Source organism: Microbacterium sp. NPDC089188 (genome assembly GCF_040685155.1).
GTDB lineage: Bacteria > Actinomycetota > Actinomycetes > Actinomycetales > Microbacteriaceae > Microbacterium > Microbacterium galbum.
Genome location: NZ_JBFBHH010000004.1, coordinates 152,477 through 164,912, shown reverse-complemented (window position 1 = coordinate 164,912; position 12,436 = coordinate 152,477). Strand labels below are relative to the sequence as shown.

Below are 12,436 nucleotides of genomic sequence, written 5' to 3'. Positions count from 1 at the left end.
TGACGAACTCGGGCTGGTCAACGATCTCGATCGTCAGCGATTCATCGTGTTTGGGTCGTTGACGCTGCTGCGCATGCTGATCGAAGAGAGAGTGCTCGCGCTCCAGCGCCTCAAGGCGGCCCTCTTCGACACGGTCATCGATGACGGCGAGGCGTTCGCCGCGTCGTTGGACGCGGCTGACATCCGGGGGTTGTTGGGACCGTGACTCCGGGGCGTGCGAAGGGGTCGTCGGGCGCGGGGTACCATCGCGCGGCACCGATCCGCGGTGTGTGAGAGGGTACTCGCGTGCTCTCCCCGCAATCGCTCAGCGAGAACGACCGACGAAGGGTGGCGGCGTGGGCGGCCGACTGCGCCGAGCGGGTTCTCCCCCTGTTCGAGGCGGAGGCCCCGCTCGATGACCGGGCGCGCGACGGCATCCGGCGAGCGCGAGCCTTCTCGCGAGGCGAGCTGGACGCCGCGGGGGAGATCCGCCGGCGTTTCGTGGCCGGACGCGCCTCCCAGTCGGCGACCACCGCGGTGGGAAAGGCCGCCGCGTGGGCGGCGGGGCAGGCGGCGGGCGTTGCGCACATGGGTGCCCATGCCCTCGGCGCCGCGGCCTTCGCGGCGAAGGCCGCCGAGCTCGCCGATCCCGGTCGCGGCGGGGCCGCCGAACTCGCGTGGCAGGTCGCCCGTCTCGACGTCGACACGCGAAACGCATTGTCGCTGCTTCCCCGGCTCGGGGAGGATCCCTCCGGGCCACTGGGATCGGGACTTCTCGCCTCGGGCGTCCTCGGCGAGAACATCCGCTTCCTCCAGACGGCGCTCACAGCCCGCTGACCCGCGAGCGATCCGCGAGGGAGGGCCGTGGCATCCGTTCGTCTCTCGAACCGCCGCGGCACCCCGCGGCCTCGCAGCAACCCCCGCGTAGACTCGTCAGGTTCCGTCCACGACACAGGAGCGACATGAGAATCACCGGCCTCGGCCACGCGGGAATGTTCATCGAGACGCGCGGCGGCAGCATCATCTGCGACCCCGTCCTCGGTCCGAGCTTCTTCGGCTCGTGGTTCCCGTTCCCCGACAACCGTGCCCTCGACTGGGAACGCTTCGGCAAGGCGGACTTCCTCTACATCTCGCACCGTCACCGCGATCACTTCGATCCGGCTCTGCTCGAGCGCTACGTGCCGAAGGACATCAAGGTGCTCCTGCCCGAGTACCCGACCGACGACCTCGAGCAGGACCTCCTCGGCCTCGGCTACACGAACCTCGTCCGCACCGAAGCGGGCGTGCCTTTGCAGTTCGGCGACCTGAAGCTCATGGTGACGCCGCTGCGCGCCCCCTCCGACGGTCCGATCGGCGACTCGTCGCTCTCGCTCGACGACGGCACCGCCTCGGTCCTCAATCAGAACGACTCCCACCCGCTGGATCTCGAGAAGCTGTTCGACTTCGGCAAGCCCGACGCGTACTTCACCCAGGTCTCGGGCGCGATCTGGTGGCCGATGGTCTACGACCTTCCCCAGGATGCCAAGCAGAACTTCGCCCAGCTCAAGCGCGACGCGCAGAACAAGCGCGCGATGTACTACATCGACAAGGTCGACGCCGAGCACGTGTTCCCGATGGCGGGCCCGCCCATGTTCCTGCGTGAAGAGCTGTTCCGTTACAACGGCACGGGCCTCGAGAACGACTCGATCTTCACCGACCAGCGCGAGTTCCTCGCGCACATGAAGGAGCAGCGCCCCGACCAGAAGGGCTATCTGTTCCTTCCCGGCACCGAGGTCGAGGTGCAGGGCTCCGACGTCACGGTGACGCAGACGCTGTACACGGATGCCGAGATCGAGCGCGTCTTCGGCGACAAGTGGGACTACCTCGCCGAGCAGCGCGACAGCCGCCAGGCCGAGGTGCGGGCCGAAGAGGCGACCCGCGCGGACATCATCCCGCCCGCCGAGATGCTCGCCGCCCTCAAGGAGTGGTGGGAGCCGCTGCTGCGTCGCGCCCGCACGATCCGCAACGGCGTGGGCGGCATGGTGCGCTTCCGCATCGGTGAGCTCGACATGGTCGTGGACTTCCCCAAGGCGAAGCTGCGCGAGTACGCGGGGGAGGAGTGCATCTACTGGTACACCATCCCCGCCGACCTCGTCTCGACGAACATCCGCGACCACGAGATCGACTGGTCGAACTCGATCTTCCTGTCGATGCAGTTCGAGGTCGGTCGCTCGGGCAAGTTCAACGAGTTCCTCACGACGTTCCTCAAGTGCCTCTCTCGCGACCGCATCGAGTACGTCGAGAACTGGTACGCCGAGCAGTCGGACCAGACCGAGGATGCCGAGATCGGCGACTGGACCGTGCAGCGTCGCTGCCCGCACCTGCGCGCCGACCTGACGAAGACCGGCAAGATCGAGGACGGCGTGCTGACGTGCTCGCTGCACGACTGGAAGTGGGACCTCGAGACGGGTCGCTGCCTGACGACGACGGGGCATCCCATCCGCTCGTCGCGCGTGCGCACGACTCCGAGCGGAGAGCGCGTCGCCGCCGAGGTCGCCGCGGGCTGACGCCTGTCGGGATCCCGGTCCGACGACACCGCGCGAGACCATATCATCCCGACGAACACGCACGAACCGACGCGCCGACTCGTCACCGTCCCGCGTTCTCGCCGCGATCGGTGGCACCGCGCGGTGACACCGTCCCGTGCGACCACGGAAACCACCCCGCCCACCCGCTAAGCTGGTCGGAGAACCACAGCAACCTTTAACCCCGTCCCGTGAGGCGGAGAAGGGAGCGGCGGATGAATACGCGCACCGTCATGCACGATGCCGATATCGCCCGCGCTTTGACGCGCATCTCGCACGAGATCCTGGAGTCCAACAAAGGACCGGAAGGACTCGTCCTCCTCGGCATCCCGACCCGCGGCGTCACGCTCGCGAACCGGATCGGCCCCCTCGTCAGCGAGTTCGGGGGAGCGGCCATCCCGGTCGGATCCCTCGACGTGACGATGTACCGCGACGATCTGCACCGCAACCCCACGCGGGCCCCGCGCAAGACCGAGATCCCCGCCGGCGGCATCGACGGCAAGACCGTCGTGCTCATCGACGACGTGCTGTTCTCGGGGCGGAGCATCCGCGCCGCCCTCGACGCCCTGCAGGACATCGGACGCCCCGCCGCGGTGCGCCTGGCGACGCTGATCGACCGCGGCCACCGCGAGCTGCCGATCCGCCCCGACTTCGTGGGCAAGAACCTCCCCAGCGCCCGCGACGAGCGGGTCAACGTGCGTCTCGCCGAGATCGACGGCGTCGAGGAGGTGACGATCGAGTCATGAGGCACCTCCTCGACACCCAGCACCTCTCCCGCGCCGACGCGCTCGAGATCCTCGACGTCGCCGAGGACATGGCCGACACCCAGCGCCGCGAGATCAAGAAGCTCCCGACGCTGCGCGGCAAGACGGTCGTCAACCTCTTCTTCGAGGACTCCACGCGCACCCGCATCTCGTTCGAGGCCGCGGCCAAGCGTCTTTCCGCCGACGTCATCAACTTCTCGGCGAAGGGCTCCAGCGTCAGCAAGGGCGAATCGCTGCAGGACACCGCGCAGACGCTGCAGGCGATGGGGGCGGATGCCGTCGTCATCCGCCACGGAGCCTCCGGCGCACCCCGCACGCTCGCCACCAGCGGCTGGATCAGCGCGGGCGTGGTCAACGCGGGCGACGGCACGCACGAGCATCCCACTCAGGCACTGCTGGACGCGTTCACCATCCGCAAGCGCCTGCACGGCGACGACAGCCGCGGCCGCGACCTCGACGGCATCCGGGTCACGATCGTCGGCGACGTGCTGCACTCGCGCGTCGCCCGCTCGAACGTATGGCTGCTGCACACCCTCGGCGCGCACGTCACGCTGGTCGCCCCGCCGACGCTCGTGCCCCAGGACGTCAGCGGCTGGCCCGTCGAGGTGGACTACGACCTCGACCACGCGATCGCGGCCGGACCCGACGCGCTCATGATGCTCCGCATCCAGCTCGAGCGCATGTCGGCTGCGTATTTCCCGACTGAACGGGAGTATTCCCGCCGGTACGGTCTCGACGCGCGGCGTCTGCAGGCCCTCCCGGGCGGTAGCATCGTTCTACACCCCGGTCCGATGAACCGGGGCCTGGAGATCTCCGCCGAAGCCGCCGATTCCCCGCGCTCGACGGTGCTCGAGCAGGTCACGAACGGTGTCTCCGTGCGGATGGCCGTGCTGTACCTGCTGCTGGCGGGCGAGCGGCCCGACAGCGAGAGAGAGGACCTCCGATGAGCCACGCCACCCCCCAGACCCTTCTGGTGCGCGGCGCACGCGTCGAGGGTCAGGATGCCACCGACCTCCTCGTGAAGGACGGCGTCATCGCCGAGACCGGCTCCGGCCTCTCGCACGCGGGCGCCACGGTCGTCGACGCCGACGGTCTCATCGCCCTCCCGGGTCTCGTCGACCTGCACGTGCACCTGCGCGAGCCCGGCTACGAGGCGTCCGAGACGATCCTCACGGGCTCGCGCGCCGCGGCGGCGGGCGGGTTCACCACCGTCTTCGCGATGCCGAACACCTCGCCGGTCGCCGACACCGCCGGCGTGGTCGAGCAGGAGCTCGCCCTCGGCGAGGCCGCCGGCTACGTCCACGTGCAGCCGATCGGCGCCGTGACGGTGGGGCAGAAGGGCGAGCGCCTCGCCGAGCTCGGCGCGATGGCCGACTCCCGCGCGCGTGTCCGCGTCTTCAGCGACGACGGGTTCTGCGTCTTCGACCCGCTGATCATGCGCCGAGCCCTCGAGTACGTGAAGGCCTTCGACGGCGTCGTCGCGCAGCACGCGCAGGACCCGCGCCTCACCGAAGGCGCGCAGATGAACGAGGGCGCCGTCTCGGCCGAGCTGGGCCTCACCGGCTGGCCCGCGGTCGCCGAGGAGTCGATCATCGCGCGCGACGTGCTGCTGGCCGAGCACGTGGGCTCTCGCCTGCACGTGTGCCACCTGAGCACGGCGGGCTCGGTCGACATCATCCGCTGGGCCAAGAAGCGCGGCGTGAACGTGACCGCCGAGGTCACCCCGCACCACCTCCTGCTGACCGATGAGCTCGTGCGCGACTACGACGCGCGGTTCAAGGTCAACCCGCCGCTGCGCCGCGAGGAAGACGTCATGGCCGTGCGCGAGGGCCTCGCCGACGGCACGATCGACATCGTGGCGACCGATCACGCTCCGCACCCGACCGAGGCGAAGGCCTGCGAGTGGGCCGCCGCGTCGAACGGCATGGTGGGCCTCGAGAGCGCCCTGCGCGTCGTGCAGCAGGCGATGGTCGACACCGGGTTGCTCAGCTGGGCCGACGTGGCGCGGGTGATGTCGAAGACCCCCGCGCGGATCGGCCGCCTCGACGGGCACGGCACCTCCGTCGCGGAGGGCCGGCCGGCCTCGTTCACCCTGTACGACCCGCGCCCCTCGCGCACGTTCGTGCTCGACGACCTGCGTGGCCGGAGCAAGAACTCCCCGTACCTCGGCCGAGAGCTCCCGGGAGAGGTGCGCTGGACCGTGCGCTCCGGCATCCCCACGGTCGTCGACGGTTCCGTTCTCGACACCCCGGGAGTGCTCGCGTGAGCAAAGAGGGTGCCCTGCTCGTCATGATCGGCGTCGCCGTCGCGCTCCTCGCGGTTCTCGCGTGGGCGTGGTGGCGACGAACGCGGCGCGATGCGCGCTACTCCGCCCCGGTGGGGGAGCTGCCCGCGGACGCCGTCGAGACGGCGGTGTTCCCGGGGCTCTACGTCGCCACGACCCGTCATGACGAGCCGCTCGAGCGTCTCGCTGTCAAGGGCCTCGGCTTCCGCTCCCGCGTCGACGTCACGGTCACCTCGGCCGGCGTCGCCCTCGACCTCCCGGGCCAGCCCCGCATCGCGCTCACCCGTGACCGCCTGGTGGACGCCGCCCAGGCCACCGTCGCCATCGACCGCGTGGTCGAGGCAGGCGGCCTCACGCGCGTCAGCTGGCGCATCGACGACGACACGATCGTCGACACCTACCTCCGTCCTCAGGACGCCTCGGCCAAATCACTGGCCGACGCCATCCGCCCCCTCACCTCGACAGGAAGCGACGCATGACCTCCCTGATCCCTTCCGCGCTCTCCGCGCGGGAACCGGCCGTCCTCGTGCTCGAAGACGGCACCCGCTACACCGGCCGCGCTTACGGCGCACGCGGCGAGACCCTCGGCGAGGTCGTCTTCGCCACCGGCATGACCGGGTACCAGGAAACGATCACCGACCCCTCGTACGCGGGCCAGATCGTGCTGCAGACGGCCCCCCACATCGGCAACACCGGCGTGAACGACGAAGACCCCGAGTCGCGGCGCATCTGGGTCGCCGGCTACGTCGTGCGCGACCCCTCGCGCATGGTGTCGAACTGGCGCGCGAACCGCTCGCTCGACGAGGCGCTCGTCGAAGACGGCATCGTGGGCATCTCGGGCATCGACACCCGCGCCGTCACCCGCCGGATCCGCTCCTCGGGCAGCATGCGCGGCGGCGTCTTCTCCGGCGAGGCCGCGAGCCTGGATGCCGAGGAGCAGCTGCGTCGCGTGTGCGAGGCTCCGGGCATGGCGGGCCGCAACCTCTCGGCCGAGGTCTCGGTCACCGAGGTCGAGGTGACCCCCGCGACCGCGAAGCGCATCGGCAACCTGGCGGTGCTCGATCTGGGCGTGAAGAAGTCGACCATCGACAACCTCGCCGCGCGCGGCTTCGACGTGCACGTGTTCCCCCAGTCCGCCACGATCGACGAGATCCGCGCGATCGAGCCGGTCGCGGCGTTCTACTCGAACGGCCCCGGCGACCCCGCGGCATCCGACCAGCACGTGGAGCTCCTGCGCGAGGTGCTCAGCGACGGCCTGCCCTTCTTCGGCATCTGCTTCGGCAACCAGCTTCTGGGCCGCGCCCTCGGTTTCGGCACCTACAAGCTGCCGTTCGGACACCGCGGCATCAACCAGCCCGTGCTCGACAAGACCACCGGCCGCGTCGAGATCACGTCGCAGAACCACGGCTTCGCCGTCGACGCGCCGCTCGACGCCGTCATCGACAGCCCGAACGGCTTCGGCCGGGTCGAAGTGAGCCACATCGGCCTCAACGACAACGTCGTCGAGGGTCTGCGCGCCCTCGACATCCCCGCGTTCAGCGTGCAGTACCACCCCGAGGCCGCCTCGGGTCCGCACGACGCCAACTACCTGTTCGACCGCTTCCGCGACATGGTGATCGCGACCCAGGAGACCAAGACCAATGCCTAAGCGCGACGACATCACCTCCGTCCTCGTCATCGGCTCCGGCCCGATCGTCATCGGTCAGGCCTGCGAGTTCGACTACTCCGGCACCCAGGCGTGCCGCGTGCTGCGCGAAGAAGGCGTGCGCGTCATCCTCGTCAACTCCAACCCGGCGACGATCATGACCGACCCCGACTTCGCCGACGCGACGTACATCGAGCCCATCACCCCCGAGGTGATCGAGTCGATCATCGCCAAGGAGAAGCCGGATGCCGTGCTCCCCACCCTCGGCGGACAGACGGCCCTGAACGCGGCGATCCAGCTGCACAAGCGCGGCATCCTCGAGAAGTACGACGTCGAGCTCATCGGCGCCGACTTCGACGCGATCAACCGCGGTGAGGACCGCCAGATCTTCAAGGAGCTCGTGCTCGAGGCGGGCGCCGACGTCGCGGCATCCGTCATCTGCCACTCGATGGACGAGCTGCTGGCCGGAGCCGAGAAGCTCGGCTACCCGCTGGTCGTGCGTCCGTCCTTCACCATGGGCGGCCTCGGCTCCGGCTTCGCGTACGACGAGGCTGACCTCCGCCGCATCGGCGGTGCGGGCCTGCACGACTCGCCCACCAACGAGGTGCTGCTCGAGGAGTCGATCCTCGGGTGGAAGGAGTACGAGCTCGAGCTCATGCGCGACACCGCCGACAACACGGTGGTCGTCTGCTCGATCGAGAACGTCGACCCGGTCGGCGTGCACACGGGCGACTCGATCACGGTGGCTCCCGCGCTCACCCTGACCGACCGCGAGTACCAGCGCCTGCGCGACATCGGCATCGACATCATCCGCGCGGTGGGCGTCGACACCGGTGGCTGCAACATCCAGTTCGCCGTCGACCCCCAGACCGGCCGCATCATCGTCATCGAGATGAACCCGCGCGTGTCGCGGTCGAGCGCGCTCGCGTCGAAGGCGACGGGCTTCCCGATCGCCAAGATCGCGGCCAAGCTCGCCATCGGCTACCGGCTCGATGAGATCCCCAACGACATCACCAAGGTCACCCCGGCGAGCTTCGAGCCCACGCTCGACTACGTCGTGGTCAAGGTGCCGCGGTTCAACTTCGAGAAGTTCCCCGCCGCCGACACCACGCTGACGACCACCATGAAGTCGGTCGGCGAGGCGATGGCGATCGGCCGCAACTACTCCACGGCCCTGCAGAAGGCGCTGCGCTCGCTCGAGAAGCGCGGCTCCAGCTTCCACTGGGGCGAGGAGTCCCGCTCGGTCGAGGAGCTGCTCGAGATCGCGAAGACCCCGACCGACGGCCGCATCGTTGTGCTGCAGCAGGCGCTGCGCAAGGGCGCGACGCCCGAGCAGGCGTTCGACGCCACGGCGATCGACCCGTGGTTCATCGACCAGATGGTGCTGATCAACGAGGTCGCGGAGTTCATCGCGCAGGCCGACGAGCTGGATGCCGACACCCTCCGCGTCGCGAAGGAGCACGGTTTCAGCGACGCCCAGATCGCCGAGATCCGCGAGCTCGACGAGACGGCGGTGCGCGAGGCCCGCTACGCGCTCGACGTGCGCCCGGTCTACAAGACGGTCGACACGTGCGCGGGGGAGTTCCCGGCCCTGACGCCGTACCACTACTCCTCGTACGACGCCGAGACCGAGGTCACCCCCTCCGACCGCACGAAGGTCGTCATCATCGGCTCGGGCCCCAACCGCATCGGCCAGGGCGTCGAGTTCGACTACTCGTGCGTGCACGCCTCGTTCGCCCTGTCGGACGCCGGGTACGAGACCGTCATGGTCAACTGCAACCCCGAGACCGTGTCGACCGACTACGACACGTCCGACCGCCTGTACTTCGAGCCGCTGACGCTCGAGGACGTGCTCGAGGTGCTGCACGCCGAGAGCCAGTCGGGCACGATCCTCGGCGTCGTCTGTCAGCTCGGCGGACAGACACCTCTGGGCCTCGCGAAGGGCATCGAGGCCGCGGGCTACACGATCCTCGGGACCAGCCCCGAGGCGATCGACCTCGCCGAGGAGCGCGAGCTGTTCTCGCGCCTGCTCGACGACGCCGGCCTCGTCGCACCCCGCAACGGCACCGCGATCGACGTCGAGGGCGCCGTGCAGGTGGCCGAGGAGATCGGCTACCCCGTGCTCGTGCGCCCGAGCTTCGTGCTCGGCGGACGCGGCATGGAGATCGTCTACTCGACCGAGGCGCTGCGCGACTACTTCGTGCGCGTGGCCGATCAGGCGATCATCGGACCCGGCCTGCCGCTCCTGGTCGACCGCTTCCTCGACGACGCGATCGAGCTCGACGTCGACGCGCTGTACGACGGCACCGACCTGTACATCGGCGGCGTCATGGAGCACCTCGAGGAGGCCGGCATCCACTCCGGCGATTCCTCCTGCACGCTGCCGCCCGTCTCGCTCGGCCGCACCGAGGTCGACCGCGTCCGCGAGGCGACGCTCGCGATCGCGAAGGGCGTCGGCGTCCGCGGCCTGCTCAACGTGCAGTTCGCGATCTCGGCGGGAGTCCTCTACGTCATCGAGGCGAACCCCCGCGCGAGCCGCACGGTGCCGTTCGTCTCGAAGGCACTCGGCATCCCGCTCGCGAAGGCCGCCAGCCGCATCATGGCCGGTAACACCATCGCCGAGCTCATTGCCGAGGGACTGCTGCCCGAACAGGACGGCTCGCGCGTGCCGCTCGATGCGCCGGTCGCCGTCAAGGAGGCCGTGCTGCCGTTCAAGCGGTTCCGCACCGCCGACGGGCACACCGTCGACTCGGTCCTCGGACCCGAGATGCGTTCGACGGGCGAGGTCATGGGCATCGACCGCGACTTCCCGACCGCGTTCGCGAAGTCGCAGGAGGCCGCGTACGGCGGCATGCCGACCTCGGGCACCGTGTTCATCTCAGTCGCCGACGCCGACAAGCGCGCCGTCATCCTGCCCGCCCACCGCCTCCAGGAGCTCGGCTTCCAGCTCATGGCGACCGAGGGCACGGCCGAGATCCTCGCGCGCAACGGCATCCGGGTGAAGGTCGTCGAGAAGTACTCCGAGACGCAGGGCTCCGGCCAGCAGAACGTGGTCGACCTGATCAACGCCGGCGAGATCGACATGATCGTCAACACGCCCTCCGGCGGCACCGCGCGCGCCGACGGCTACGAGATCCGCGCCGCCGCCGTGGCCGCCGACAAGGCGCTGTTCACCACGATGGCCGTCCTCGGCGCCGCGGTGAGCGCTCTCGGCGCCATGAAGGACGGCTTCGCGGTGCGCAGCCTCCAGGAGCACGCCACCGACCGCGCGGGACGCCTGTGAGCGACACGTTCGGTCAGCGCCTTCACGCCGCCCTCGACCTGCACGGCGCCCTGTGCGTCGGCATCGACCCCCACGCCGCCCTCCTGTCGGCGTGGGGGCTGGATGCCACGGCCGAGGGCGCGCGGGAGTTCGGCCTGCGCACGGTCGAGGCCGCGCGGGGGAGGGTCGGCGTGGTCAAGCCGCAGGTGGCGTTCTACGAGCGCTACGGCTCCCGCGGCTTCGCCGCCCTCGAGGACGTCATGGCCGCCGCCCGCGACGCGGGGCTCATCGTGATCGCCGACGCCAAGCGCGGTGACATCGGCACGACGATGGAGGGCTACGCCCACGCGTGGCTCGAGCCCGGTTCTCCCCTCGAAGCGGATGCCGTGACGCTGACGCCCTACATGGGTGCCGACTCGCTGCGCGACACGCTGTCCCTCGCGGTGCGCCACGGCAAGGGGGCGTTCGTCCTCACCGCGACGAGCAACCCCGAGGCCCTCGCGCTGCAGAGCGCGATCGTCGACGACGCCCTCGCCATCGGCGACCACGAGCACGTGGCGGCGCGGGTCGCCCGCGACGTCAACGAGGCCAATGTCGGCGCCCCCGGCGCCCTCGGTCCCGTCGGAGTCGTGGTGGGGGCCACCGTCGACCGTGCGGCCTTCGGTCTCGGCGACGTGGCCCTCGCGGGCATGCCGATCCTCGCGCCCGGCTTCGGCGCTCAGGGAGCCGCGCCCGCCGACCTCGGCCGACTCTTCGGATACGTGGCCTCGGCCGTCGTCGCCAACGAGAGCCGAAGCATCCTCGCGGTCGGGCCCGAACGCCTCGCCGCCCGCATCGACGAGCGCGCCGCGCTCTACCGGGAGTCCCTGCATGGCTGAAACCCGTCGTCCGCCCGAGGTCGACCGCGCCGCCGCCTCGCGCCGAGCCGTCGAAGCGCGGCGCGAACGCGCCGCGCTGAAGCGCGACGTCTCCACCCGCGTGATCTCGCCGCAGGAACTGCTGCGCCGGGGCCTGGCCGACCCGCTGTCGCCGGCCGGGGCGATGCGTGTCACCGAGTTCCTCACCGCGATCCCGGCGATCGGCGAGAGCAAGCGCGACCGCATCCTGGCCTCCCTCGGAATCTCGCCCGTGAAGCGGCTCGGCGGTCTCGGCACCCGCCAGCGCGACGCGCTCCGCGACTTCCTCGACACGCGGTGGCCCGAGCCGGGGCCGCGCGACGGACGCAGCCGCCTCATCGTGCTCGCCGGGCCCACGGCCGTCGGCAAGGGCACGGTTGCCGCGCACATCAAGGAGAACTACCCGGAGATCCACCTGTCGGTGTCGGCGACCACGCGCACCGCGCGCCCGGGTGAGGTCGAGGGCGAGCACTACTACTTCGTCGACGACGCGGAATTCGACCGCCTGGTCGCGTCGGGGGAGCTGCTGGAGTGGGCCGTCGTGCACAACAAGAACCGCTACGGGACCCCGCGCGCTCCCATCGAGCGCGTCCTCGCCGAGGGGGGCACCGCCCTGCTCGAGATCGATCTGCAGGGCGCGCGTCAGGTGCGCGCGGCCGACCCGTCGGCGACCCTGGTGTTCCTCCTGCCGCCGAGCTGGGACGAGCTCGTCCAGCGCCTGGTCGGGAGGGGGACGGAGGATGCCGAGGAGCGCGCCCGGCGCCTGCGCACGGCCCGCGTCGAGCTCGCCGCGCAGAACGAGTTCGACTACCGGGTGGTGAACGACGAGGTGGCGCACGCCGCCGCCCAGGTCGTCGCCCTCGCCGCCGCTCAGCACTGACCGGGGCCTGAACCGGGTTCGCGGCGGATTCCCGTCATCCGGGCGTGGAAGATCCGCCCCGGACGGCGTGACCCGCCCCGAACCCGCGAGCCCGACCCACCCGACCGCCCTCGGCACGAGCCGCGCGGGCGTCGGCTAGAATAAGAGGATGCTTCGGCGCTT

The 12,436-nt window shown here is 70.4% G+C and carries 11 protein-coding genes; all 11 read left to right on the top strand.

Features of this window, described 5'->3' with window-relative positions; genetic code table 11:
- Positions 1–73: 73 nt before the first annotated feature.
- Positions 74–205, top strand: a complete 132-nt coding sequence (locus tag AB0N80_RS13855; RefSeq protein WP_363579020.1) for a hypothetical protein — start codon at positions 74–76, stop codon at positions 203–205.
- A gap of 80 nt (positions 206–285) precedes the next feature.
- The gene (locus AB0N80_RS13850; RefSeq protein ID WP_315995758.1) at positions 286–816 is read left to right on the top strand and encodes a putative immunity protein; all 531 of its coding nucleotides are present in this window, start codon (positions 286–288) and stop codon (positions 814–816) included.
- A gap of 125 nt (positions 817–941) precedes the next feature.
- The gene (locus AB0N80_RS13845; RefSeq protein WP_363579019.1) at positions 942–2,525 is read left to right on the top strand and encodes an MBL fold metallo-hydrolase; all 1,584 of its coding nucleotides are present in this window, start codon (positions 942–944) and stop codon (positions 2,523–2,525) included.
- A gap of 233 nt (positions 2,526–2,758) precedes the next feature.
- The gene (gene pyrR, locus AB0N80_RS13840; RefSeq protein ID WP_315995760.1) at positions 2,759–3,289 is read left to right on the top strand and encodes a bifunctional pyr operon transcriptional regulator/uracil phosphoribosyltransferase PyrR; all 531 of its coding nucleotides are present in this window, start codon (positions 2,759–2,761) and stop codon (positions 3,287–3,289) included.
- Positions 3,286–4,254, top strand: a complete 969-nt coding sequence (locus AB0N80_RS13835) for an aspartate carbamoyltransferase catalytic subunit (protein ID WP_315995761.1) — start codon at positions 3,286–3,288, stop codon at positions 4,252–4,254. The genes pyrR and AB0N80_RS13835 overlap by 4 nt, the downstream gene beginning before the upstream one ends.
- The gene (locus AB0N80_RS13830; protein WP_363579018.1) at positions 4,251–5,573 is read left to right on the top strand and encodes a dihydroorotase; all 1,323 of its coding nucleotides are present in this window, start codon (positions 4,251–4,253) and stop codon (positions 5,571–5,573) included. Before AB0N80_RS13835 ends, AB0N80_RS13830 begins: the two co-directional genes overlap by 4 nt.
- Positions 5,570–6,070, top strand: a complete 501-nt coding sequence (locus tag AB0N80_RS13825; RefSeq protein ID WP_363391499.1) for a hypothetical protein — start codon at positions 5,570–5,572, stop codon at positions 6,068–6,070. The genes AB0N80_RS13830 and AB0N80_RS13825 overlap by 4 nt, the downstream gene beginning before the upstream one ends.
- Positions 6,067–7,239, top strand: coding sequence for a glutamine-hydrolyzing carbamoyl-phosphate synthase small subunit (gene carA / locus AB0N80_RS13820; RefSeq protein ID WP_363579017.1), 1,173 nt, complete (start codon positions 6,067–6,069; stop codon positions 7,237–7,239). Before AB0N80_RS13825 ends, carA begins: the two co-directional genes overlap by 4 nt.
- A complete protein-coding gene (carB, locus tag AB0N80_RS13815) occupies positions 7,232–10,519 on the top strand; it encodes a carbamoyl-phosphate synthase large subunit (protein WP_315995765.1) in 3,288 nt (1,095 codons plus the stop codon). Before carA ends, carB begins: the two co-directional genes overlap by 8 nt.
- On the top strand, positions 10,516–11,376 hold the full coding sequence (gene pyrF / locus AB0N80_RS13810) for an orotidine-5'-phosphate decarboxylase (RefSeq protein WP_315995766.1): 861 nt from the start codon (positions 10,516–10,518) through the stop codon (positions 11,374–11,376). Before carB ends, pyrF begins: the two co-directional genes overlap by 4 nt.
- Positions 11,369–12,274: a guanylate kinase gene (gmk, locus tag AB0N80_RS13805; RefSeq protein ID WP_315995767.1), complete on the top strand. Its 906-nt coding sequence runs from the start codon at positions 11,369–11,371 to the stop codon at positions 12,272–12,274. The genes pyrF and gmk overlap by 8 nt, the downstream gene beginning before the upstream one ends.
- The last annotated feature ends 162 nt before the right edge of the window (positions 12,275–12,436 follow it).